This window comes from Arcicella aquatica, assembly GCF_034928825.1.
Taxonomy (GTDB): domain Bacteria; phylum Bacteroidota; class Bacteroidia; order Cytophagales; family Spirosomataceae; genus Arcicella; species Arcicella aquatica.
The window spans coordinates 54905-79814 of the sequence record NZ_JAYFUL010000006.1 but is presented as its reverse complement, the minus strand read 5'-3'; the positions used below and the strand labels follow the sequence as shown (position 1 = coordinate 79814).

The 24910-nt window shown below is 37.7% G+C and carries 32 protein-coding genes; 29 read left to right on the top strand and 3 right to left on the bottom strand.

Features of this window, described 5'->3' with window-relative positions:
* Positions 1-325 precede the first annotated feature (325 nt).
* On the top strand, positions 326-2593 hold the full coding sequence (locus tag VB264_RS05435; protein ID WP_323247458.1) for an aconitate hydratase: 2268 nt from the start codon (positions 326-328) through the stop codon (positions 2591-2593).
* A gap of 93 nt (positions 2594-2686) precedes the next feature.
* Here the strand turns inward: VB264_RS05435 and VB264_RS05430 are convergent, their stop codons facing one another.
* Positions 2687-3577, bottom strand: coding sequence for an exonuclease domain-containing protein (locus tag VB264_RS05430; RefSeq protein ID WP_323247456.1), 891 nt, complete (start codon positions 3575-3577; stop codon positions 2687-2689).
* A 348-nt stretch (positions 3578-3925) separates the two neighbouring features.
* Between VB264_RS05430 and VB264_RS05425 the strand changes: the two genes are divergently transcribed.
* From VB264_RS05425 to VB264_RS05405, 5 genes are all read left to right on the top strand, one after another.
* Positions 3926-4204: a hypothetical protein gene (locus VB264_RS05425; RefSeq protein ID WP_323247454.1), complete on the top strand. Its 279-nt coding sequence runs from the start codon at positions 3926-3928 to the stop codon at positions 4202-4204.
* Between the two features lie 391 nt (positions 4205-4595).
* Positions 4596-4913, top strand: a complete 318-nt coding sequence (locus VB264_RS05420; protein WP_323247452.1) for a hypothetical protein — start codon at positions 4596-4598, stop codon at positions 4911-4913.
* Between the two features lie 178 nt (positions 4914-5091).
* Positions 5092-5307, top strand: coding sequence for a hypothetical protein (locus VB264_RS05415; RefSeq protein WP_323247450.1), 216 nt, complete (start codon positions 5092-5094; stop codon positions 5305-5307).
* A gap of 16 nt (positions 5308-5323) precedes the next feature.
* Positions 5324-6307: a DUF6602 domain-containing protein gene (locus VB264_RS05410; protein WP_323247448.1), complete on the top strand. Its 984-nt coding sequence runs from the start codon at positions 5324-5326 to the stop codon at positions 6305-6307.
* A 125-nt stretch (positions 6308-6432) separates the two neighbouring features.
* Positions 6433-6618 carry a hypothetical protein gene (locus tag VB264_RS05405; RefSeq protein ID WP_323247446.1) on the top strand — a complete coding sequence of 62 codons (186 nt, stop codon included), beginning with the start codon at positions 6433-6435 and terminating at the stop codon, positions 6616-6618.
* Between the two features lie 858 nt (positions 6619-7476).
* Here the strand turns inward: VB264_RS05405 and VB264_RS05400 are convergent.
* The gene (locus VB264_RS05400) at positions 7477-7899 is read right to left on the bottom strand and encodes a DUF2511 domain-containing protein (RefSeq protein WP_323247444.1); all 423 of its coding nucleotides are present in this window, start codon (positions 7897-7899) and stop codon (positions 7477-7479) included.
* A gap of 72 nt (positions 7900-7971) precedes the next feature.
* Positions 7972-8349 (bottom strand): helix-turn-helix domain-containing protein, encoded by a 378-nt coding sequence (locus VB264_RS05395; RefSeq protein ID WP_323247442.1) that lies wholly within the window; start codon positions 8347-8349, stop codon positions 7972-7974.
* Positions 8350-8472: 123 nt separating this feature from the next.
* Between VB264_RS05395 and VB264_RS05390 the strand changes: the two genes are divergently transcribed.
* From VB264_RS05390 to VB264_RS05280, 23 genes are all read left to right on the top strand, one after another.
* Complete coding sequence (locus tag VB264_RS05390; protein WP_323247440.1) at positions 8473-8769, top strand: hypothetical protein; 297 nt, start codon at positions 8473-8475, stop codon at positions 8767-8769.
* A gap of 16 nt (positions 8770-8785) precedes the next feature.
* Positions 8786-9001 carry a hypothetical protein gene (locus VB264_RS05385; RefSeq protein ID WP_323247438.1) on the top strand — a complete coding sequence of 72 codons (216 nt, stop codon included), beginning with the start codon at positions 8786-8788 and terminating at the stop codon, positions 8999-9001.
* 217 nt (positions 9002-9218) lie between these two features.
* A complete protein-coding gene (locus VB264_RS05380) occupies positions 9219-9569 on the top strand; it encodes a hypothetical protein (protein ID WP_323247436.1) in 351 nt (116 codons plus the stop codon).
* Entirely contained in the window at positions 9562-9759 is a 198-nt protein-coding gene (locus VB264_RS05375; RefSeq protein WP_323247434.1) for a hypothetical protein, read from the top strand. Before VB264_RS05380 ends, VB264_RS05375 begins: the two co-directional genes overlap by 8 nt.
* Position 9760: 1 nt before the next feature.
* Complete coding sequence (locus VB264_RS05370) at positions 9761-10057, top strand: hypothetical protein (RefSeq protein ID WP_323247432.1); 297 nt, start codon at positions 9761-9763, stop codon at positions 10055-10057.
* Between the two features lie 91 nt (positions 10058-10148).
* Entirely contained in the window at positions 10149-13106 is a 2958-nt protein-coding gene (locus VB264_RS05365; RefSeq protein ID WP_323247430.1) for a primase-helicase family protein, read from the top strand.
* A 17-nt stretch (positions 13107-13123) separates the two neighbouring features.
* Entirely contained in the window at positions 13124-13339 is a 216-nt protein-coding gene (locus tag VB264_RS05360; protein ID WP_323247428.1) for a hypothetical protein, read from the top strand.
* A gap of 1 nt (position 13340) precedes the next feature.
* The gene (locus VB264_RS05355) at positions 13341-13655 is read left to right on the top strand and encodes a hypothetical protein (RefSeq protein ID WP_323247426.1); all 315 of its coding nucleotides are present in this window, start codon (positions 13341-13343) and stop codon (positions 13653-13655) included.
* On the top strand, positions 13639-13884 hold the full coding sequence (locus VB264_RS05350) for a hypothetical protein (protein ID WP_323247424.1): 246 nt from the start codon (positions 13639-13641) through the stop codon (positions 13882-13884). Before VB264_RS05355 ends, VB264_RS05350 begins: the two co-directional genes overlap by 17 nt.
* Positions 13885-14512: 628 nt before the next feature.
* Complete coding sequence (locus VB264_RS05345; RefSeq protein ID WP_323247422.1) at positions 14513-14962, top strand: hypothetical protein; 450 nt, start codon at positions 14513-14515, stop codon at positions 14960-14962.
* 321 nt (positions 14963-15283) lie between these two features.
* Positions 15284-15628, top strand: coding sequence for a hypothetical protein (locus VB264_RS05340; RefSeq protein WP_323247421.1), 345 nt, complete (start codon positions 15284-15286; stop codon positions 15626-15628).
* Positions 15629-15640: 12 nt separating this feature from the next.
* Complete coding sequence (locus tag VB264_RS05335; RefSeq protein WP_323247419.1) at positions 15641-17509, top strand: phage head spike fiber domain-containing protein; 1869 nt, start codon at positions 15641-15643, stop codon at positions 17507-17509.
* A 19-nt stretch (positions 17510-17528) separates the two neighbouring features.
* Positions 17529-17945, top strand: a complete 417-nt coding sequence (locus VB264_RS05330; protein WP_323247417.1) for a hypothetical protein — start codon at positions 17529-17531, stop codon at positions 17943-17945.
* Positions 17935-18327 carry a DUF1353 domain-containing protein gene (locus VB264_RS05325; RefSeq protein WP_323247415.1) on the top strand — a complete coding sequence of 131 codons (393 nt, stop codon included), beginning with the start codon at positions 17935-17937 and terminating at the stop codon, positions 18325-18327. Before VB264_RS05330 ends, VB264_RS05325 begins: the two co-directional genes overlap by 11 nt.
* Before the next feature lie 42 nt (positions 18328-18369).
* Complete coding sequence (locus VB264_RS05320) at positions 18370-19242, top strand: S49 family peptidase (RefSeq protein ID WP_323247413.1); 873 nt, start codon at positions 18370-18372, stop codon at positions 19240-19242.
* 27 nt (positions 19243-19269) lie between these two features.
* Positions 19270-19803, top strand: a complete 534-nt coding sequence (locus VB264_RS05315; RefSeq protein ID WP_323247411.1) for a hypothetical protein — start codon at positions 19270-19272, stop codon at positions 19801-19803.
* A gap of 102 nt (positions 19804-19905) precedes the next feature.
* Entirely contained in the window at positions 19906-20916 is a 1011-nt protein-coding gene (locus VB264_RS05310) for a hypothetical protein (protein WP_323247409.1), read from the top strand.
* 97 nt (positions 20917-21013) lie between these two features.
* On the top strand, positions 21014-21712 hold the full coding sequence (locus VB264_RS05305; RefSeq protein WP_323247408.1) for a hypothetical protein: 699 nt from the start codon (positions 21014-21016) through the stop codon (positions 21710-21712).
* Between the two features lie 118 nt (positions 21713-21830).
* Positions 21831-22040, top strand: a complete 210-nt coding sequence (locus tag VB264_RS05300) for a hypothetical protein (RefSeq protein ID WP_323247406.1) — start codon at positions 21831-21833, stop codon at positions 22038-22040.
* Between the two features lie 6 nt (positions 22041-22046).
* Positions 22047-22388 carry a hypothetical protein gene (locus tag VB264_RS05295; RefSeq protein ID WP_323247404.1) on the top strand — a complete coding sequence of 114 codons (342 nt, stop codon included), beginning with the start codon at positions 22047-22049 and terminating at the stop codon, positions 22386-22388.
* Between the two features lie 194 nt (positions 22389-22582).
* Entirely contained in the window at positions 22583-22792 is a 210-nt protein-coding gene (locus tag VB264_RS05290; RefSeq protein WP_323247402.1) for a hypothetical protein, read from the top strand.
* 169 nt (positions 22793-22961) lie between these two features.
* Positions 22962-23618 carry a hypothetical protein gene (locus tag VB264_RS05285; protein ID WP_323247400.1) on the top strand — a complete coding sequence of 219 codons (657 nt, stop codon included), beginning with the start codon at positions 22962-22964 and terminating at the stop codon, positions 23616-23618.
* 23 nt (positions 23619-23641) lie between these two features.
* The gene (locus VB264_RS05280) at positions 23642-24904 is read left to right on the top strand and encodes a hypothetical protein (RefSeq protein ID WP_323247398.1); all 1263 of its coding nucleotides are present in this window, start codon (positions 23642-23644) and stop codon (positions 24902-24904) included.
* The last annotated feature ends 6 nt before the right edge of the window (positions 24905-24910 follow it).

The following is a 24910-nucleotide window of genomic DNA, read 5'->3' as shown; positions in this document are numbered from 1 at the left end:
AAAGCAACTTCGATTTAAAAATTTTTTATCGAATAGCCGATTTTAACATATATTTTCTTCGTTTTGTTTTATTTTTAATTATGTTATTCTATTATTGAATAGGCAAGCATGATTTTTTTACTAAATCCCAATTAACAATAAAACCTTATAACATTAAAAAATGTATTTTTAACGACGTAAGTACGCCCACAGACTGCAAAGAACTTAAAATACCTGAAATTTGTTATCCCTATACATTAAGAATGGAAAATAGTAATTAGATTTATGGATAAATCTTTATTCTTTAAATCTTATAATTTCGTAAACTCTTAACTAAAAACATATTATGGCTTTTGACATTGAAATGATTAAAGCAGTTTACGATCGTATGCCAGCCCGCGTGGAGGCAGCTCGTAAACTTGTCGGCAGACCCCTTACCTTAACAGAAAAAATTCTTTACTCTCACTTGTGGGAAGGTACTCCAACAAGTACGTTTGAGAGAGGTGCTTCTTATGTTGATTTTGCACCAGACCGTGTCGCGATGCAGGATGCTACAGCTCAAATGGCTCTTTTACAATTTATGCAGGCTGGTCGTCCGAAAGTAGCTGTTCCTTCTACAGTTCACTGCGACCACTTAATTGAAGCTAAAGTAGAATCGAAAATTGACCTTTCGGTTGCGGTTGATAAAAACAAAGAGGTTTACGATTTTCTCTCATCTGTTTCAGATAAATATGGCTTAGGTTTCTGGAAACCAGGTGCAGGTATTATTCACCAAGTAGTATTAGAAAACTATGCTTTCCCAGGTGGTATGATGATTGGAACTGACTCTCATACAGTAAATGCTGGTGGGTTAGGTATGATTGCCATTGGTGTGGGTGGTGCTGATGCTTGCGACGTGATGGCTGGTTTAGCTTGGGAGTTGAAATTCCCTAAACTTATTGGTGTTAAATTAACTGGTAAATTAAACGGTTGGACTGCTCCAAAAGACGTCATCTTAAAAGTAGCAGGTATCCTTACTGTAAAAGGTGGTACTGGCTGTGTCGTTGAATATTTTGGCGAAGGTGTTACTTCAATGTCATGTACGGGAAAAGGTACTATCGCCAACATGGGTGCTGAAATTGGTGCAACTACTTCTACTTTCGGTTATGACGAATCGATGGCTCGTTATTTAGCTTCTACAGGGCGTGCTGAGGTAGCTGCTTTGGCCGATGCTATTAAAGAACATTTGACTGCTGACCCAGAAGTATATGCTGACCCAGCTTCTTATTTCGACCAAGTTATCGAAATCGACTTAGATACATTAGAACCACATTTGAACGGTCCTTTCACACCAGATTTAGCAACGCCTATCTCTAAAATGAAAGAATTAGCAGAGAAAAACGGCTGGCCAACTAAAATAGAAGTAGGTTTGATTGGTTCATGTACGAACTCATCTTACGAAGATATTTCGCGTGCAGCATCTTTAGCAAAACAAGTAGCTGCTAAAGGCTTAAAAACGAAATCAGAATATACTATCACACCGGGTTCTGAATTAGTACGTTATACAATCGAACGTGATGGATTTATTGATACTTTCCATCAAATCGGAGGTAAAGTATTCTCTAATGCTTGTGGTCCATGTATTGGTCAGTGGGCTCGTGCAGGTGCTGAAAAAGCGGAGAAAAACACCATCGTTCACTCATTCAACCGTAACTTCGCAAAACGTGCTGATGGTAACCCTAATACGTACGCCTTCGTTGGTTCTCCTGAATTAGTAACGGCTTTGGCAATCGCTGGGGATTTGACGTTCAACCCGCTCACAGATTTCTTAACAAACGAAGCCGGAGAATTAGTAAAATTAGATGCACCATCAGGTGATGAATTACCAACAAAAGGATTTGCAGTAGAAGATGCTGGTTATCAAGCTCCTGCTGAAGATGGTTCTGCTGTACAAGTGAAAGTTTCTCCAACATCTGATCGTCTTCAATTATTAGACCCATTTGCAGCTTGGGAAGGTACTGACTTATTTGGGTTGAAATTATTGATTAAAGCAAAAGGAAAGTGTACTACTGACCATATTTCTATGGCTGGTCCTTGGTTGAAATATCGTGGACACTTAGATAATATCTCCAACAATATGTTGATTGGGGCATTGAACTTCGCTAACGAGAAGACAGACAACGTTAAAAACCAATTGACAGGCGTATATGGACCAGTTCCTGCAACACAACGTGCTTATAAAGCGGCTGGTATCGGAACAATCGTGGTGGGTGACTCAAACTATGGAGAAGGTTCTTCACGTGAGCACGCTGCGATGGAGCCTCGTCACTTAGGTGTTCGTGTGGTATTAGTAAAATCTTTTGCTCGTATTCATGAAACTAACTTGAAAAAACAAGGTATGTTGGCAATTACATTTGCGAATGAAGCAGACTACGATTTGATTCAAGAAGATGATACAATCAATGTGCTTGGTTTAACTTCATTTGCTCCTGGTAAGCCATTGCAAGTTGTTTTAAACCATAGTGACGGTTCAACTGATACTATTGTAGTAAACCATTCTTATAATGATCAACAAATTGAATGGTTTAAAGCAGGTGGTGCATTGAATATCATCCGTGCTAATGTAGCTAAGTAATTTATTAGGTATAGATATATCAACCTCATCCCCAACCTCTTCTCCATCAGAGAAGGGGTTTTTTTGAGCTAAATTTCCTTTTTTCCTCCCTTATTAAGCTGACAACATTTCTATAAATTCATTCTCGGTGATTATTTTAATTTTATACCCTATAGCAACTAATTGTTCAGCCATACTAATTTTTGAAGATTTATATCCTTGGCTTACTCTATAAACATCAGATTGACCTATTACAACATAATTCGTTCTATTGCTTACACCACTTGAGCAGCTCCCTCCTAGCCTTTTTATCAAGGCTTGGGCATCTTTTCTTACAAAATACTCTAACGTTCCAGTAAACACTACCTCTTTGCCATTAAAAGCATTGGAGTGGCTCTCATTAATAGCTATTTCAAGGGTTTTCTTTTTCTTTGAAACTCCAGTGGAACGCTTTTTAGCCTGATTATTAGCCTTGAATTGGTATATTTCTTCGATACTTGCTAACGACAACTCATCCAACACTTTAAGGACTAAATGAGCGCATGCTTCCGCATCCTCTAAAGCATTATGATGATTGAATGTATAATTTTCAAGTTTAGAGGCTACCAAATAACTCAATCCATAACCTATTTCTCCCTGCCAAGCCATTCTTGATAAGGCAATCGAGCACATGGGCGTAAACTGAGCAGTTTGTATATTATAATGCGAGCAGACGCTATTTAATACACCAAAATCAAAACTTGCATTGTGTGCAATGACTAATTGATTATCCAAAAGAGGTTTCAGTTCATGCCAAATCTCCTTAAAAGTTGGCTTATCTACTAAATCCTTCAATTCAATTTTGTGGACTTGATTCTGGTAAAAGCCCATTTCAAAGGGAGTAGGTTTTATCATCCATTCCTTTCTCTCGACGATATTTCCATTTTCAACCCTTACAAGTCCCAAAGCACAAGCACTTCCTTTAAAATTATTAGCGGTTTCAAAATCAATTGCAACAAAATTCATCTTGATAATTTTTATGGTTGAGTGGTAATATACTGGCTTACTTTCAATCTCCCGACGATGTTAATATTTTACCAAATTTATTAGAATTAACATTACCTAAAAAGTCTCTCATTATTATATGTTGACAAATGATAATGAAATACCCCAGTTTGAGAAGCAATTAGTACAAGTTGAGCAACATACTAACCTCATAAAAGTACCAAAGATGGCTAAGTATAGCTTGGAATAGAAGTGGAGGACTTCCGACAAGATAGTTATACTCTTTTGGTAGGTTTACTCCTTTTAATATGCCTTATAATCATCGTAATAGTTTTTGAGGCATGAATTATCAATTAAACGTTTAAAAAAATGGAATTAGAAGTTCTTTTAAGAAAATATATTTCAAACGATAGTTATACTAGTCAGGACATTCCTGCCAGTCATAGATTGTATATAATAGATTTATATATTAAAGATCTGAAAAACTATTTGAAAGAGTTACATATGTTGATTATTAATCAAACTGAAAATGATGAAAATAAAGCGCACCATTTAGGTTTATTAACAGGTTTGGTAGAGCGAATAATTGTCGAGTTGAATAATGAAAATAATATGGTAAATGAATTGAGTCAAGTTGACCACGCTTGATAAGCTAACTTACGCTAGTTGTGTCAGCAAAAATCTTTTTATACAAAAAAATCATCTTAAAAAATTCTAACTATCGTTGCTTGAGCACATAATGGCTCAAAAATATAAAATGCCCCCAATAACACAATCACGGTCAGGATATGTTAAACGCCAAAATATTTATGAAGGAATTGCATGTACTGAAATTTATTTTTAGTAGATTTAACCATCACGCCTAGAAATTAATTTAATTATTTTAGAAAACAATTTAGGATGTTTTCGGCTATACAGATTAATACAATAATACCCCTCACTAATACTACACTCCGCAATAATTGCTAAGTCTTGTCATCTCAGCAAGACTTCCTTGATAAGATTCGATTATATCTCATACATTCTAAATTCTCAAAACATGTTCCAGCCATCTGAATATCGGTTAGCAGCACTTATTTATGCTATGCATAGTCAAAATTTATCCCAATATCTTTTGGGATTAACAGAAGAAGATTTATTAGAGATTGTTAATAAAGGGAATCCCATAGTAGTTAGTAAGTTGGAAATCTACTTTAAAAAACTAGAAGAATGGTATAATTATCAAGATTATTATTTAAAAAATATCTTTTTTTCAGCAGATGAGCACACTATACTAAATAAATTGTTTCTTTCTGCATACAATGCTAGAATGGAAATGGTAGAGTATGTTGATTCATTAAAAACTATTGCCAAATAACTGCTTAATCCTTCCATATCAGCATTTTTTTCTCTCTCATCAGTTCTATTGGTAAAAATTCACTGTATCAAAAACAATTAATCAACTCAATAATAGATAATCAAACGACAGCAGTAGACCGTCAAATGCATATCAATGCGTAAGCTATGGCGAATGGTATCTCAAGCGATTACGTATAATGAGTAGCGATGGTGGCTGGAAAGATACTCGCTTTTACTTTGCCCAGAAAGATACGTTTGTGAACCGTGGGGGTTTGGCTGAGTTTAGAAATATTGAAGCAGAACAAAAAGATTTTGAGTATTTACAGCAAATTTTTGGGAAAGAAATTATTACCTTGAGAAAAAATCAGGGCAAGGCTCATGAGTTTCAAAAAAGCTTGAGATTGCCGTTTTAGAGAAAAAAATACAATAATGAGCATAACAACTTTTTTTTCAGACAATAATCCAAATGAGGATTTAATTGAATTTTTTACCTCAACAAGTCAGAATATTGAAAATGAATACAGAAGAATTCAACGAAGAGCGACAGAAGACCCAGGCACTGCTGGCGATCAAGGTGAAGAAAATTGGAAAGAGCTTCTTTCAAAATGGTTACCAAGTACATTTAAAATAGTAACCAAAGGTAGAATCTTAAATACAAAAGGGAAAGCAAGTCCACAGATTGATGTAATAGTTTTAAGACCAGAATATCCAGAGGGTTTAATAAATACGAAATTATACCTAGCTACTGGAGTATTAGCCGCATTTGAATGTAAATTAACCTTGAAAGCCACACATATTAAAGAATTCTTTGAGAGTTCTGTGGAAATTAAAAATCTTACTTTTCCTAAAGTAGGCTCTCCATATAAAGAACTTCATTCATCAATATTATATGGGTTATTGTGTCATTCACATTCATGGAAGAATCCTTCATCTAAACCCATTGAAAATGTAACCTCGTATATTGAAACGATGGATAAGGCTAAGATTAAACATCCTAAATTTGCTCCTGACTTGATTTGCATTGCAGATTTAACTACATGGAGCATTTGTAAGACTACTTTTTTTGGACCAAGATTTGTTCCCAACTTTGATGAGTACATTCCAATTTATGGGAAAAATGGGTCTGCTGTTTCAAGCTATTTGTGTTTTAGTAGTTTATTAAAAAATCAAGTACCCTACTTTAATCCCTTGGCTGTATTAATTACAAGACTATTATGTAAACTATCACGAGAATATCCTTCTTTAAAACCGATTTCAAGTTTTTTTGAAGCTGCAAATATTCAAGGTAAAGGAGAAGGTAAAAATAGATATTGGGATAGTTCGATATATTCATCAAATATATTAGGAAGAGTTTGCCTAGGTGGCTGGGATAATAATGATTCTTCTGAAGAATGGAAATTTATGTATACTTAATTCAAATTGCCAAAATAACTGCCTAATCCTGCCATATCAGCAGGATTTTTTTTTCTGTTATCCGTTCTGTTGAGAGAAATTTACAGTATCAAAAAACAATTAATCAACTGTAAATCAACACAATAATGAACATCCAAACGGCAGCAGTAAAGGAACAGTCGAAGGTTCGTAAGAACATGGAACGCTATATCCAATTAACGGGGAAAAGCGAAGCGGACTACAATGCTTGGGCTACTCAGGTAGGCCGACAAATGCACATCAATACGTATATTTGCCTAACGGTATCTCAAGCGATTACGTATAATGAGTAGCAGCAAATGTGTAGGTGGCTATTGAGAATAAGGATGATAGCTATAATTTGTTTGATTAATTGATATCCTACCAACTTTAAAAAGTCTATTACAGTTTTGTGATAGACTTTTTTTGTCCTACCCTTCACTTTTTTTTCCTTACCCTAAGTTGGTATTGAATGACCTATTGTTCTATATTAATGAATTATGTAGAAGAAAACACCATCGTTTTCGCCTTAATTGTCAGCCCATTGTTTCTTAATTATCCAAAATAGATTCTTCTTTCGTTGAAGCTAAGGATAAATTAGCCATGTAAGAGAGGAGGTTTTTAGGCATTGATAATTATTTCTAATGGCTCAGGAGTTACGATATAACTTATGTAAGTAGTACTATTTTTTTCTAACTGCCATTGACTGAGCCTTTGATGGCTCAAAAAACTGTAAAAAGCCCCCAAATAACATCTGAGGGCTTTCTTATAACAAAACAAAACCACAAGAAACCAAACTTGTGGTTCACAAAGATATTGAATATTTCTTATAAAAGGGAGTTAAAGAACCTAGTTCCATTATTGTGGAGAATAGAAGCAGTATAATACACTACAAGTATTGTAATACATCTATATACCCATACAAAATTTAAGGAAATCTAACTGCCTCTTTACTGTGCATTTGAGTGGTGTCTATGGGCTCAAATATGCATAAAAAGCCCTCTGACATAGTCTGAGGGCTTTCCTTCTGAAACAAAACCACAAGAACCATTACTTCTCGCTCTTTTCAGAAAATGCCCTAAATAGCCGTTTTTAAGTGTTTTTTGATTTTTTTATACTGACATCTGGCTCTTTTTTAGTGCCATTTTAGATTTATTGTGATTTTAGTGCCATCACTGGCAAAGGGATTTCCCCTTTTCTAAAATTGGAGAAATATCCATATATGCGTCAGACTGTTTATCTGTTAGTCCGAGCGCTAAAAGTTCTTTTTTCTGCTTTAAATCTATTGCCCAAATCTCTTTGAGGTCATGACCTCCCTCCGATTTAGCAAATGTTGCCCCAGCTCCATTAATCCCGTAAAGCGTTCCTTCAGCTGAGAATAAAATCTTGCCATCATCACACCAAAGGCGACCTTCAGCGACAGTAAATGGCCAATCTTTAAAATCTGTTTTCTTGATTTGAATCTCGTTTTTATTAATTTCTATCTCTTTAGGAGTCTTTTCTGTTGTGCTTTGTTTGCTTTCAGATGTAGAATTAGTCTGGCAAGCAATTTGACAAAACATAGATAGGAAACTGATAAATATATATTTTTTCAATGTGTAATGTGGTTTTAATAAATGAATAGGATATTTAATTCTTAATTGCGAGTATTGTAAAACATGAAATTCTTAATTAGATGCATTAGCTTCTGAAACGGGGGTTTCCCCCCTATTTGCCTTTTGTTGTTTTAAGGCCTCTATTTCCTGCTGCTGGTACTTTATTAATAAATCTTGTAATTCGGTATTTTTCTTTAATTCTGCTTCATATTTAGCTTTATAGTCTTCCTCATTGTTTACTTCTTTTTTATCCTTAAATAAATCTTCCAAACTAATATCCAAAGCTTTTAAAATCTTTTCCACAGTCTCAGGTCTTGGATTTTTCGCTTTATAATAAGCAAAGAATCCTGTTGGAGTCATTCCAAGCTTATCAGCGATTTTAGAGGCTGTAATACTATTGATTTCTATATATTTCTTTAAGGCTTCCCCGAAATGTCTATTTGGAATCATTCTAAATTATAATTTATTGTATAAATTTTAAATGTAGTTACTTCATAAATTAGAAGTAATATACTAATATTACACTGTAATAAATACATATACTTATTACATTGTAAATCTAATAAAAAAAGGATGGCAAGCCAATTAACAACCCCACGAAAACGTCAAAACTTATCTAACGGTAAATGGACTTTATTAAAGCCCCAATTACCTGCTGATTGGCGAAAACGATTAATAGCAATTGCTCCTGAGTATGATTCGCTGGAAGGGGCTACTTTGATGCAAAATGTACACCAAGGCCGTTCAAAGGATGAAACAATTCTAACACTCTGGGAAAAAATCATTGATGACTATCAAGCTGAAAAAGCAGTAAGGGAAAATAGAGCTGCTAACGTATTAAAGAGAGTAAAAATTAATATCCCAAAATAAAAATCCCTTTACAATAATGAACATGACGATTAGACAATTTGCTAGAGCCGTAACGAGCTCGAAAGTAAGAATTATGCAATTTCAAAATGATGTTTGGGCTTTAGATTTTAATGCCAACGTAGCGTTAGAAAGCGTTTTGAATCAACTTCCTGAAAAGTATAAATGTAGTACTGTTGGGTATTTTGGCGGTGTTTTATCAGTTGGTATTTGCCCCAAATACTTGGTTTGTTAAGTGTGTAGATGTAATCATATTCCGGGGCTGCTTTGTGGCCCTGGATATTTAAAAAATTCAACTAAAGTTCAACCATATAAATTTTAAATCTCATGAAAATTTCTAACCTAATGCAATGGTTTTGGTCTCTACCTACCTACTTTCAAGAGGGTCTTTTAGACCTCCTGATTACGCTGTTTTTAATTCTAACTGTTATTATTTTTTATCATTTACTCAAATGAAAAGACCTAAATCACCTAGAAGGATTCTTGAAGAAATTCAGGAAAACAAACATTTAGAATGGTCGGACGCTGAATGCAGTGAGGCCATTAATGTGCTTGAGAAAGGAAAAAGTGTGTGTTTGGATATCTTAACTAATATCCTACCAAACCAGTGTTGTGGAAGGCAATATTTCGAGGAGCTTTCTACTCTGCTTGAAGTTAACAGACAGATTTGTTTGAACACCCCCAAACCTCCCAGCATTTTTGAGAGGAGTTTTAAGGACTTTGAATCGGTGGTAAAAGTATTTATCGCAGGTTATTTTGGTTTTTGGATATTGTTAATACTAATCGCTGTTTTTTATGGATGAGCAAAAAAGACCAGCATTTGAGGATGTGCTTAAGAAGATGACTCAGGTACAAATTATGGACTATATTAAACTAGTTAAAGCGACTATTCAAAATAATAGGTTTGCATCAAACCACATGATACCCGTTTGGACAAAGGGATTGGAAATGGCTAATAATGAACTAGATAATCGTAAACAAAAACTAAACTAACATGAAATTTGACGAAGTATTGAGATTGTATTTAATGGATAGCGAATATTCGGCTCACCTACCTAAACTAAAGGAGCGAATGAATTATTTGGTTTTCCTTACCCGTGATTTAGAGGGGTTTATCGATACGTTAACCTTTATTATTGAAACTACTACGGATAAAGACCCTATTCAAAAGAGCCATCATTTAGGGCTTATAACGGGTATAACTCAAAAAGTTTTAGACGAAGTAAAGCTGGAGCATGATTTATTGTTCTCGGTGGACTCAAGAGAAAGTATAGTAGTCGAAACAAAGTAATAGCCCGTTTAAGTACCAAAATCAAAGCAAAATAAGTGCCTTATACATCTATCTCAATAACAAGAACCACAGACTTACCAGCCCCATTCAAATGAGTTATATCACAGTAGAAGAGTACTATAAGCATACCAACAGTGGGTTGGATATTATCGTAATGTTGTTCCCTGACGCTGAAAAAGCGAGCAGGGATAAACAGTTTAAATTCAAAATCAGAGACGAACGAAGTGCCTCCAGTTCTCTGTATCTCAATCCTAATAAGAATGCCTGGTATGTTACCGATTTTGGCGATAGGTCGTATAGTCCTATCGACTTGGTAATGAAGGAATTGAACGTTGACTTTCGAGGTGCGTGCAGATGGATTGAGCAAACTTTTAATATTTCGGGTAAAACTTTTAGCGAGGTAACAACCAAAGCAAAGCCAGAATATAGGGTACGACCTGCTACTGAAGACGAGGTAATTGGAACACGTACATGGACTTATAAGGAAAAGCCATTAATGAGCGATTTAAAGACGCTCTTTAGTAAACACGTTTGGAGCCATCTGCAACAGGGAGAAGACGACGAAGTGGCGTATATCAATGCTTGTAAATTGATTGAACGGTATAATCTACATGTATTAGAAAGTTCTAGTTTGGTAGGGAAACTGAAAGCCACTGGAGAGAAAGTTGTACATACATTTTCGAGTACTGAAGGGTACCCGATTTATATGTTTAATGAAGGGAGCTGGCAAAAGTTTTATGAACCTTTTGCCAAAGATGCTGCCAACCGATTTGCGAGCTATGGACAAAAGCCAAAGGATTATATGTTTGGTAAAGACCGTATCCTGAGAAAGTTTAATGAGGCCCAAATGATGGAAGATGAGCAGAAACGAAAGCTTTCGGAAATCATTATTTGCACTGGCGGTTCGGATGCTTTGAATGTGGCAGCACTCGGTTATGAGGTGGTTTGGTTTAATAGTGAAACTGTGCATCCCTGGTCTATCCCGATGCACAATTTAACGTTTTGGGCTCATAGGGTTTATAACCTTCCTGATATCGACGCCACGGGTAAGAAAAAAGCGTTTGAGTTGGCTAGTTATCACCTAGACCTTTATACGATTTATCTGCCTGAGTCATTGGCGAACTTGAAAACTGGAAAGTTTGACCAAGATGGTAAACCCAAATACAGTAAGGATGTTCGTGATTATTTGAATCACTACGGGGAGCATGACTTTAGCAACCTTATTAAGATTTCATACCCACTACGTTTTTGGAATGCGGCGCCAGCATTAGACGCCAAAGGTAACCCAAAGTATTTTGAAGGGAAAGCCATTTTGAAATATACGCCTAAACCAAAATTGATGCTGAATTTCTTGCACCGGAATGGCTTTGTGCAGCTAAAGAATAATGCTGGAGGAACGGACTTCGTGAGGATAACAAACAATATCGTTACTTCTATCAAAGCTAATGAAATGAAGGAATTTATTGATGGCTTTTTAGAGAGCCGTCATGCTGAGTCTGATTTGATTGATGCCTTTATTCGTTCGAAAGACCTGACAGAAAACACATTGGAGCGTTTGCCTCGATGGAGTTTGGACTTTAAAGATTATGACCGTTTCTCACAGAAACTATTCTTTAAAAATGAAGTTTGGACGGTATCTGAAAACAAAATTGAAACGGTAAAAGCCAATAAAGCAGATACGTTTGTTTGGGAGCATGAAGTAATAGCGCCTAAATATTTGGATGAAAGAGCAAAGGAACAGGCGGTGGATATCGAAATTAGCGATCCTTATTTTCGCATCGAGAAAAACGAGCTGGGTGAATACCTAATTGATGTATTGAAAGACGATAATCCGTTTTTCAATTTCTTGATTAATACCTCTCGGGTTCACTGGCGGACTGAACTGGAGGATAGGTTGGATAAATCGTCTGAAGACAAAGAGCAATACCGACTAGTCCACAAATATGACATTAAAGGTCCACTGTTGAAAGAAGATGAACAGAAAGAACAACAGCTGCACTTAGTGGCTAAAATGTCAGCAATGGGCTATCTGCTCCACCGCTATAAAGATGAAGCAAATACGTATTGTATCTGGAGTATGGATTATATCATGAGAGATTCGGATAAGTCGCAGGGTGGTACTGGTAAATCTGTTTTTGGTAAGAGTTTCTTTAACATGATGCAATATGAGGTACTGGATGGCCGAGACAAAGAGCTGACAAAGAACCGTCACATATTTGAGAACGTCACGGAGCATACGGATTATTTGTTGGTTGATGATGGTCAGAAGTACTTGGATTTCTCTTTCTTCTTTGCAGTAATTACTACCTTTATGAAGGTAAACCCGAAGGGTACGAAGTCGTTCAATTTGATGTTTAAGGATATGCCTAAGATTCATATCTCTAGCAACTTCCCACCTGTAGAGAGTGACGACAGTACGCTGAGACGTCTATGGTTTTTGGCATTTTCAGACTATTACCACTACAATGCTTCGGGAGAATATCGGGAAGTACGACGCCCCATTGACGAGTTTGGAAAGAACCTTTTTCAAGATTTTACGAAAGAAGAATGGATAGCGTTTTTAAACTTCGCAGCTCAGTGTATTCAGGTCTATTTGAAGTTTGGTAAGGTAGAGCCACCGATGAAAGAGCTGATGATAAACACCTATAAATCTAAACTAGGACCCAACTTTATACCGTGGGCCAATTTGTATTTTAGTGAAGACAACGAGACTTTGAACGCTTATGTACCCCGTTATAAGATGTTTGAGAGCTACAAAATGGAAGTGAATGTAGATATTACTACCAATGGTTTTAAAGACAAAGTTGCCCTCTATTGCAGAATGAAAGGCTGGATTTTAAACCCCAAAGAAGCCAAGCATATTCAGGAAGATGGTCGTATTAATATCAAGTGTAAGACCAGGGAGGTTTTTGATAATAAGACGAAATCGTGGATAGAAACGGAGCTACCTAAACCGCAGAGTATTGAACATTTTTATATTCAATCGCCAGAGACTAAAATTAGCACGAAAGGCCTTGAAGAACCTGAAAAACAAGATTTACCCTTTTAAACAATAATGAACAACAAATGGAAAAAGTCAAATTTAATGATGAGTTCTTAGAGAAGTTGAATGATACAACTAATATGTGGGAAAATAATGTTGAATGTTACGAGATATTCGGTAAGACTAAATATACAGCCAAGTTTTGGATGATTTATGATGATACAAAATTTTATGTCACCTACGGAAAAAAAACATTACCAGAATTGGAACATGCAATTTTTAATATACTAAAAAAGTAACATGACTGATTTACCAACTAGGCTTGAAGTATTTCAGAAATACTTTAGCCAATTATGTGACCCGAAATTACCCCGTAAGTCGTTGCTCCTGTTGATGCTGACCCAAGCCGAAGCAATAGTGAGGGCCATTAAAATAGAGCTTGGACAGCTCAACGCTGAGCCAGTATACAAACCCCTTGAAAAGGAGCATACGGAAAAGTATGTGTTTAAAACAAAGGTTTGTTGTGGCCGTGAGTTTAACACGCCACAAAAGTGGGCTGGTCATCAAAATTCAGGAAAACACCGTAACCAGAAAAACAATGGAAAAACCACATGAAAAATATCGACGAAATACATGGTGGCAAGATGTCACCGGTAATCGTAAATTTTTGCTGATAGGCATTGACTTTCTGGAGAAACCACAGGCGTATTATGTGGACTTCTGGGAGGTTGGGAAGGACAAGAGCAAGTATTTAGCCTTCAACCTATTTCACGAGCTTGTAGAGGCACGAAGCTTGATTCATTTTAGTTCGGAGGAACCTTATAAATCATATCTTAACGAGTAACGACTTGGAAAGTCGTATTACAGAAGCCCTGCCTTATACAAGTGCAGGGCTTTTCGCATAGTGGGGTCTATGCGTTTTTACATCATGAGTACTCTATATAATCTATGGGAACAAAAGCCTAAAAATCATACAAAAACACAGCCGCTTCTTTTTCCTTCTTTTTTTATTTTGGTGGGCGGGTTTTGCCCTCTTTTCGATTCTCTTAGTAAGGATAGTAGATTTTGAAGAAACTCTGTAACCCTGTAACCGAAGGATTTTTTAAAATTTCAACAATCTGTATATCAGCAACTTATCTATCTATTATTAGTTACAATTATTTTTTTAAAAGTTGTAGTATGGTTACAAAAAAGTTGTAACTAAATAAGGCAGCTTTTAAATTTTTGCTTTGGTTACAATTTGGTTACAAATTTGGAAAATAGAAAACACCTTATTAAATTGAGTTAAAATACTGACAATCAGATATTTATACATGGTTACAAGAATACAGCCATTTGACACAGAAAATGAAAAGTTACCCTAGCGTTTCGTTTTCGTCGGAATGTCACCAACCACAGGCAAATTATTAGAATAATACAAATAAACAATTTCAACAATGATTAAAACCAGAATATCTATCAAAGAACCGCATGTGCGGAAATTCGTAATTAGTAGATATGGGGACGACACTGCTATTATTGACCTTACAAGGCGCTCGTTTCTCGGAAAATTGACCGAGCTGGCTTGTCAGAAGGTAGGTTATGTACATAGCTTACCGAAAATTGCTGATATGGAAGAAAAGAGCTGTGTTACGATTCTGTTACCCGATTCGCTGAAAAATCATTTCTTACATCCTGTAAAAGTCCAGCTTTTTGTACAGGCCTTGGAGTATCATTTTAGAGAGGTATTCTTGGCACACTGTGAAGCTTTCGTAGAGCTGGGCGTTAGCGACTATAACGCCGTTGATAATTTTATGGTAAAGTATGATATTGACGATGATGGAAAGATAGCAGAGCGGTTACGCCAAATGTGGCGGAATCATCAGACGTATCAGCGTAAAAAAATAGAAAAAAAGTTGGGGTACTATTCATCAACTTTTTGAGGTATTCAATGAATATCGTAGTTATTCATTCAATTTTTGGCATTCTAATTACCTTAAAAAGCCCTTATACAATGTGTATGAGGGCTTTTTGTGTAATAATTGCATGGTTTTTCTATCCTACCAAAAAGCAGAAAACCATCATAGATTTGGCGAATGAATACTGTAGTTGGCACCGAATCGATAGAAGGTAAAAGCAATGCGTCTGGGCTTAGGAAGTTCAGGCTTATTGGTGTTTCGGATGTGAAGGAAATTAACCCGAAGCTTGCTAACTGGAGTGTGCCGACTGGTGGAATTGTTCTGCTGAATCCAAAGGTGGTGGATATGAAGTTTGAAGGGGTGGGGTTTTATAATGAAGACTTGGTGCCATCTGAACAGGGCGATGCGTGGCAAACGGTGGTAGAATTGAATGTACCGAAAGATTTTGCGAATCGTACGCTTTCGATTAATAGTATGCGAGGGAAAACTTTTATTGGGCTATCGACCGACCGTAACGGTGTAACCAAGGTACTGGGAACGGTCAGACAACCGCTGAGACTGTTGGCGTGTAGCTTGAATGTTGGGACCAGTACGGTGAATATCAAGTTTGGGAGGTTATCTAAAGAGCCGTCGTTCTATGCCGAATCGGTGAATGTGTTTTTGATTAATTCAGTTTTAGTCACCTTATAATTTTATATACAAATGGCAGTGGTAATTCGGGTAGACCCCGCATACAATGGAAAAATAGCCGTACAGAGCAATAATGCACTGAATGGCACAGTTTTGAGCAATAATTTGTCTCAAGAAACTTTGCTTTCAATTTATACGAACCAACCTGAGCTTAGGGTTTTTCTGACGACGGAATATTCAAATGCGCTAGGTTCGTATTTCCCAGCAACGATAGACCCTAATTTATTGCATGCCTACGATTCTGGAGAGCTAACGCACAATGCAGCCAAAACGGATTATCCAGCCAATACGCTCGGTAAGGTAGTCAATGACAATAAAGCCAGTTTTGATGCTTTGGCAGGTGGGTTTGGACGACCTGCTCTTAGACCTATTTTGAATTTAGACTTTGCCAATGGTAGATTCCTTGACCCTGCCTTTTCTTTTACTAGAAACAGTGTGGGGACTTACATTGACCGAAATGGCTTTGTAAAAACTGTACAGGCTAACAAGCCTCGCTTTACCTTTGACCCGCTAACTGGCGAATGTTTGGGGCTGTTGCTAGAAGAAAGCAGAACAAATTTGCTAAGATATTCCACCGACTGTTCAAATGCTGCTTGGGGAAAAATATCGTTGGCAATTAGTGCAAGTGATACCATTGGACCTAATGGAACGTTAGCTGAAGCTAGTCTTGTAACGGATAATGCTGTTGCTACTGAATCTGCTCTTACGCAAGGCGTTACCATTACGGATGCCACTACACACACCTTTTCAGTTTGGGCAAAAGCTGGTACCATAGGAACAGCTTTTAAAATGCAAGTTTCTTCTACTGGAGGCGGTGTAACCGTAACTTATAACTTAAATCTTGGAACAAGGTTAGCAGGGACTACTTATGGTGCAGGCTTTACGTTTGTAAGCTCGGCCATGACATTGTACCCAAATGGTTGGTATAGATGTGAGCTTTCGTTTACTTCTAGTGCTTCTTTTACTTTAAATACACTGATTATACCTGTTACGGGTGCGCATACTGCTAGTGCTTCGCAGAATATCTATATCTATGGTCCACAATTAGCAAAGGGAGCTGATGCGACTTCGTATATTCCTACAGCGGCTACTACTGTAACCAGAGAGCAAGATATGATTGTGATTGCAGGAACGCAGTTCAGTCAACTTTTTGGAGCCATTAACAAAGGGACAATTTTTGTAAGTGCTGCCAAAGGAAAAGTAGCTACGGGTAATGGTAAATATGCGATGTTGCAAGGTGTTGCAACTGCTGGTGGGGCTAATAGAATCGGTGTAATTGCCAATACGAATGGTAGTGTTGAGGGCTTTGTTATGTATGATGGCGTTACTCAGAACTCTGCTAATATTGTGCCTGCTACCAACTCGGTACTAATGGCTTATGCTTTTGCCAATAATGATGCAAAAGTATATGTGAATGGTGTGGCTTCGGCGGATGATAATGCGGTGGTGATACCTGCACTAAACGAACTAAGAATTGGGTCGGATACTTCGCCCAATGCACCTGTGAAACAGATTTGTATTTGGGGTGAACGTTTAACCAATACCGAACTTCAGTATTTATCGACGCCTAGCACAAAACTTGGAAAGGATGCGGGTCAGGCACCATCTAACGGTGATTTGGGTCGTGGGGCTTATGTTTCGCCAGAAGCGATACTCAGAAGTTTGGGGAAATCTACCTTTGCGGTGGATGGCACGGGAGCTAGTATCACGAGAAATGTTCGTTTCCCTTTTGATTTCACGTTTGAAGTATTGGACAGCTCGGGAGTAACAACCATTACCACTACGCCAGCGAGTACATGTACGGCTAATACCGACAACCCTTTAACGTTTACTGCACCCATTGGTAAGACGTTATCATATGCGATTACACCTGTATTTTAAGCTTAAAAATAGAAACATTATGAAAAGTGCCTCAATTAATATTGCTGTTCCTTATAAGGTAACAGTAATACCAACCACGATGCGTTACACGCTTTTAAGAGATTTGTTTGTAACGGATGGGACGAATGTTTGTGAAATCTCTTATGAGATTTTGGCGGAGAAGTATATCAAAATGGTGCCGAGCTTGGATGCTGAGGGTAATCCGATTATGAAGTATAATAAGCCTGTTCTTGAAGAATCTATTGTGAGTTTTGGTACACCTGTACTTTTTGATACGGGTTCAAAAATCATTCCGTTTGAGTTGTATTTGTTGATTGAAAGCTATAGAGCCAACAAAACGATGGAAGGGCTAACGGCCATTAATAATGCCTTACAGGGATTTGCCTTTGAAGGTAGCTTGACTGACTTTAGACTAGCGGTAACCAATGTACAGTAAGATTGTAGTTCAATATCGTGAGGCTCCGACTGACAAGAGTGATTGGTGGGAGCTTTACGAACCATTTGAGGAAACGCTTAGCGACGGTACGACAATCAAAATAAGCGCTGGCTATGTGACCGATTTCGCTAGCGTTCCTTGGATATTATGGAGCTTTTTCCCGCCGATAGGCAAGTATAATCGTGCGGCGTTGGTCCATGATTATTTGTATGATTTGCAGTTAAGGGAAAAGGAATTGGGCGAAAAACAGGCTCGTTATTTTGCAGACCAACAGTTTTTGTATTTCGCCAATAAGGTAGACCCCAAGGGCTTTGTTAGGCACTATATCATGTACCAAATCGTGAGGTGGTTTGGTCGTAGTGCTTGGAGAGCCAGCAAATAAATTAAGCGTTTTACACCCGCGGCGGCGAACCGCTATTAATATATGCTACATCTATTGGGTCAAGGGCCGCTCGCCATCGAAGAGCGCCATTTTTATGATTTTTATAATCGGTATTTGGCTGGGAATCAAATTGATTCCCGTCAAATAACCAAAACGCCTGTTGAGATGATTGCCTCAGCGACGATTAACAACTATACTCAAAGAGAATTAAGATGGTTGGGAATTGAAACTGTTGAAGGCAAAGACGGACTGGTGGCGGTACTGACAACTCGTGGAGCTACACAGCGCTATGGTGACTACTACAGTGATGGAACCGAATGGCTTACCCAACAGATTGCCTTATGTAATGGTAATCCGTTAGTGAATGCGATGCTGTGGCGAGTTGATTCGCCCGGAGGACAGTTGAACGGTTCTCAAAATATGGCAGCATCTGTAAGAGATTCTGTTAAGCCAATTGTAGGATTTGGTACTAACATGGTAGCCTCAGCGGCTTTTTGGGCTTTCTCTCAATGTTTAGAATGTTATCTGGAGAACGAAATAACGGCAGCGGGTTCAATTGGTACCATGAGCGTATATGTAGATAAGTCGGAAGCTTTGGCGAAAGCTGGAGAAAAGTATTTGATTTTGCGAAGTTCTGGCGCCGAAGATAAAAATGCATTGAATGGTATTGAAGCCTTTGAGGGTGAGTATCAACAAAAAGCGATCATTCAAGAGCAAAAAGTTTTAGACGCTTCACGCAAAATATTCCTTCAGGAAGTTCAGCAGAAACGAGTTGCCCTCACAACTGACCCGGGTGGTAGTATTTTCTATGGCAAAGAGGCGGTTAAGATTGGTTTGGCCGACGGCCTGATGGGTTTTGACAATGCGCTTAAACGTGCGGATGTACTTGGATTACAGTACAAACGCAATAATTAATTTTACATCTTTTTAATTTTTTCTACTATGGAAATTAAGTTTCAGAAGGTTCGTGAGCTCATCGCTGGCCTAGTAGGTTCGCCAACCCTCACCGAAAAAATGGCGTCTGATATTGATTCTGCGATTAAAGCAGACGAAGCAGCAGCTTCTCAATTACTTGCTAGTGCGGGTACTGGAACCGTGCCAACTGGTACGCCTCCAGCTGGAACCGCTCCCGGCGCAGGAACACCACCTGTAGTAGGAACACTACCAGCGACAGGAGCTGTAGCGACTACTGAAGAACCTGTAACCCTTGAAAAGTTAATGGGTATTATGACGGCTATGGATGGGAAAATCAATGGTATTCAGGCGGAGAATACAAGGCTAACACAGGAGAATCAGGAATTAAAAGAGTTCAAAGCGTCGCAAAGCCCTACGAATATGGCGGTGAATACTGAAAACAATGGTGCGGCTGGTGCGCCTGTTCGTATTTCAAAAACAGCTGAAAAGGATGCCAAGGCCTTGGAAGAATTGAACCGTTTGGCAGCGCTGTATCCTTCTTTGATGGGGGATTTGGTTTAGATGCTTTAAGCTATAGGCGGTAGGCTTTAGGCAAAAAAAGCTTAGAGCCTATAGCTTATCGCTTACAGCTATTTTCTCACCTTTTTATTAAATAATACTACGATGGCATCATCAATGAAAATTTCAGACCTAGCGGTCGAGCTTCAGCGTAACATGGGTGACTACACCAAAATTTTTGGGCTGAAAATGAGTAATGGTTTCGACGAAAAGCGAAACGGGGATTTCTCAGTAATTCCAACAAAAGACAAAGTACCGTTGATTAGAGATAGTACTAACCCTATTTTACAACCAGGGCGAACAGGTTCAACCAATTTCACCAACGATGCTGTGAGCCTTAATGCGAGAATTGGTGAAATTAAGCCATTTAAAGCGGATTTAAAATTGGACGAAGTAACGCTTTATGCTTGGAGCAAGTCGTACTTGGCCAATAAAAAATCAACTGACCCAAGCGATATTTATTCGTTTGAAGCGATGGCTTATTACATGGGTAGAATCTTTGCTCAGGCGGGTAAGGATATGACTCAGGCAGTTTTCAAAGGGGTTTATAATGCGGCTGGTGGTGTTGGTGGTGTAAACCTTTTTGATGGTTTAGGCATCAAACTAACGAAAGGTGTTTTGACTGTGGGCAATGGTGGCGTGGGTGATATTCCAACTACTAACATGGCCACATCTGTGGCGACTATTACGCAGGCTAACATCTTGGCAGAAATCCAAAAGCTTGTTGATATTATTGTGGCTTCGGATGTATTGGTAGAATACATTGAAGAAGAAGCGACATTGTATTTGCCCTTTAAGCACTATGCCTTTATGGTGAATGCTGTGGCGGCTCTGCCTATCACGGCTGGAAACCAAGTAGTTTTCAAAGAAGGTAATGCGTGGAAATTGGCTTTGTTACCGAATACTACCATTAAGTATCGTTCATTTTTGGGAGGTACTGAAAAGCAGTTCTGGACACCTTCGGGTAACTTATTTTACCTTGCTCCAGAGGGGACAGCTGAGGATATTGCTAGTATCAGTATTGAAAAGCAAGACCGTGCTATCAAGATTTTCTTGGATGGTGAAGCGGGTGCGGATTATGCTGATGGTCGTTTGATTGTAATGAACTCGAAATAAGCTGTGAGCTTTGAGCTATAAGCCGTAAGCAGTAAGCTTTAAGCTTTTTTGCCTACGGCCTATTGCTTACAGCCTAAAGCATTAAAAACAAAAATCAATGAAAAATTTAGTTGTCTCATTTATTTTCTTGCTTGCTGGCTTGGTGCTGGGAGCAAGTGTTTTGGAAACTGGGAATGTTTTCCAAGGCTTATTGGCGGTGGGTGCTGTGACATCTGCCCTTGGTCAGGTGACGGGGTCGGTGCTTCCTGCTGAAATGTTTTTTTGTGTGTCGCTAACGACGGTACCTAAATCGCCTTGTAATAAGGTGAACCCGGGTGGAAACAAAAAGTGGCTGGTATGTGCTACTGAAGATTTTTCAAGGGCATGGCCAGAGGAAGCAGATGTTGATACCACTACAGGAGCTATTATAACACCTATTCCGCTGAAGGTGGGTAAAGCTTTTGCTGAGATAGAGTTTACCGATAATACTGCCAAAGCTGATTATGCCAAGGAAGGGGAATCGGGTCATGAGTCATACAAACACATGGCTGAAGCTAAAATTAGTGGTTATAATAGTACGCAATGGTTGGCGTTGAGGAAGTTTTTGAACATGCGCTTTGTGTTGATTGTAAAGCATGGTGATAAAAACATGGTGGTGTATAGCCATAGTGAAGATGGTTTTGCCTTGAAGGAATCGCATACGACGGGCTTAAAAGGGTCGGATAAACGTGAGTTTACCATTAAGATGGACCAGGATGGTTTGGCGATGGCTCCGCCGATTTTGGGGGCGGCTGTTAATGTACCAGTGTTAATTTAGATTTTTAGACATTAGACACAAGACTTAAGACTTAAGACTTTATGTTCTTGTATTGATTTAAACCTCACCCCCTAGCCCCCTCTCCTGAAGGCGAGGGGGAATTTAATTTCCATCAGTTATGGCACTTCAAAAATATCGACTTATAAACTGCCCTGAAAATGGGATTAAGTTTGAAAGTCAGCAGGGTACTATTATCCTGGATAAAAATCTTACAGACGATGAAGCAAAGGCTTTGTTAGATGGAAAGATTGACATTGTAAAACAATATATTGAGGAAGTGGACGCCCACCGCGTTCCCTCTTCGTCAATGAACCTTTTAACTCCTTAGATAGCGATGAAATTACCTGATTTGAAAAAGGCTATTAATATTACTGAGAATGCTAAAAAAGCAGTAGCAGCAATATATGGAGAGGTGTATGCTAACAATTTGTTTGCTCATGTCTTTAACCAGCTTAATCATTCTATTGCTCATGTAGAAGCTAATAAGCAGTATGAGGGTATGAGCGAAGAGGATGTTGCTCTATTGAAAGAAGCTGAAAGAGCGGAAGAAATTGAAGCACTACAGCAGGAAATGAAAGAGCGGTTGGAGCTGGCTTATAAAGTTCCTGTGCCTCTAGAAGAGGAAGAACCTGTTGAGGATACGGCGGATGATGTTCGACCAGAGCCAAAGATTTAACCTATAAAAAACCTAATGGGAAGCCCTGTTAGGTTTTTTTGTTTAAAGGGCTTTGTCTATATTTGCCATGCGAACAAAACTATTTATTACAACCCCCAGTCGGCAAGGAAGGTCTTGCCGATTGGCTTGCCGTTGAAAGTACGGTGACTGGGGGTATGTAAATAAACTTTGTTCGCAGAGACCAATCGGCTTTTATGATACCTGCTCCAGAACATTTTGATAGTTTGTTAGACCACCTTACGGGAGCTGGCATAAAGGTATCTGCACTGAAAGAAGCCATTACTGCTTATCTTCTCGAAAATAATGTTCCGCTAAATGAACATTATAATTTTGACCCTGTTACTGACCATCAAGTTTTTTATTATAGAAATATTATTGAGGAGTTTTTGGAAATGCTTGAGTAGATTTTTGCTGGGTTGAGTTTTTCCCTCTTCGCTTAGCCTTACTTTTCTTGCCTTGATGCAAGAAAAGTAACAAAAGAAAATCAAGAAAGTCCGAAACTCGCTGCGCTCAAACAGCGGACTTTCGGAAAATTGCTTACGCACTTATTACGTACCTATACCTTATTACAATATGAATATTGAATCTCGTATGTTGCAAGCTGAAATGGTGTTGAACTTGAAACGCCAGTTATTTAAGGCTAAACGCTGTACACAAGAGGAACTTGAACGGGCGGAAGATGCGTTGGTATTGCTCCAGCAAGAATTGGAAGGCTTTGAAAAGTCTTCTTTATTTGTTCAACCTGTTTCCCTTACTTCTGAAATACAATCCAAGAATTACGATGAATATCAAGCGGAATTGAGCCGACAGGCTAAGAAGTTATCTGATGAGCAAGCAGCAGTGAGTAATCAAATTGTAGCAGCATATTTGGCTAAAGCCACTAACGCTGGTGGATTGATGCAACAGGCAATTGCTCTGCGGAATCAGGTGGAAAGGATTTGGGATAAGAAAGTTTATCTAAAGCGTAATGGTTGTATGCCAGCTGAGACCAGCTCTCAAACAGATACCGAGCAGGTTGAGAGCGAAGAAAGCAGGTTGAAGCGGATGGGGTTACAACAGGAACGAAAGCTAATAAAGGACCAAATAGGTAAGCTGGATAAAAAGATTGCTGACCCTACCAAGCACGTGCGGTTTCATAAGGCTGAGGAGAAAGTGAATGAATGGCGGAAACAGCTGATGATTTATCAGGAGGAGCTTAGTGAGATTAATTTGAAATTAGGGGTTCAATAAAATAAATAAAAATATTTAATTACATGAGCGGATACTATAAACCTAACTGTTTTGAATTAAAAATAGATACCTTTTCTGATATTGATATAGCAAAAAGTATTAAAGACCCTAATGATTGTACATATACTTCTACTTTCATACATGAGTATGTTCATTTTCTACAGAGTTTAACTACGACTACTGGATTGTATCACTTTTTTCTTGATATGAAAGAGTTTATACATTATAAAACCTTAATGTATAAAACAGATGGCTATATATTTCCTAATCAAATAAAATTAAATAACGATTATAATCTGTTAGCTAATAGAGAAATTATTGTAGCGACTTATGGGGATAATCAGATTAAAATTGAAAACAGTAAATTTATAAACTATACCCACTCAGAACTAACTATCAAAAGTAATGATGTAACTCCAGATGTTAAGTTAAACAAGTACGAGGTTAATCTTTTTGATGATATTAAAAGTGAAAAAATTAAGGTCCATTTTGGGACATTTCATCTCAAGGAATATATGGCTTACGCAATACAACGTAAAGGATTTCCAGAAACTCTACTTGATGAAGTACCATATAAACTTGTAGAATTGATAATAAAGTCTATCTATCCCAATTTTGATAATGTTGATTATATAATTGCATTATGTGATGCATCTTTAATGTATGACAATCCTGCTAAATTATTTCTTGAATCAATTGAAAGAATGAAAAAAGAAAATTGGCTTCCTCAAAATATAGATGATATATATGAATTTAGTTATTTTAGTATTGGAGGTTCAGAAGTTATAATTGATTATTATGAAATGGTTTTGCAAAACACTTCCTTATCATTTAAGGGAATATTTGATGGTGAATATTTTCAAAATAATGTAAAATGGTTTGAGTATATTTTATCCCAAGCAGAAAAGTTAAGGAAGTTAAATAGAGGTTTTTTTTCTGAACTAACAGAAAGTACAGATAAAATATATACCAAAACATTTATTAAAATACTAAATACCATTGGAACTCCATTTATGCTAAATAATAACTTTAATGGCTCAATGGTACTTCCTGATGAAATTAATTATGATGTGAAACCTTTCTACCCGTCAGCCGTTTTTTCTATCTTGAGAAATTTGAGGTCGCCACATAATTACGGTTGTGCATTAAAGAATTTTTGCGATGCTTCTGGGATAGAAACAAATGATAATTGTATTAATAGTCCATGGCTGAGAATAAAAGATGATATGATTTGTTCTTATGGACATATATTAGCCCTTCATGGTTTAAAAGAATTTATTAAATAAACAAAA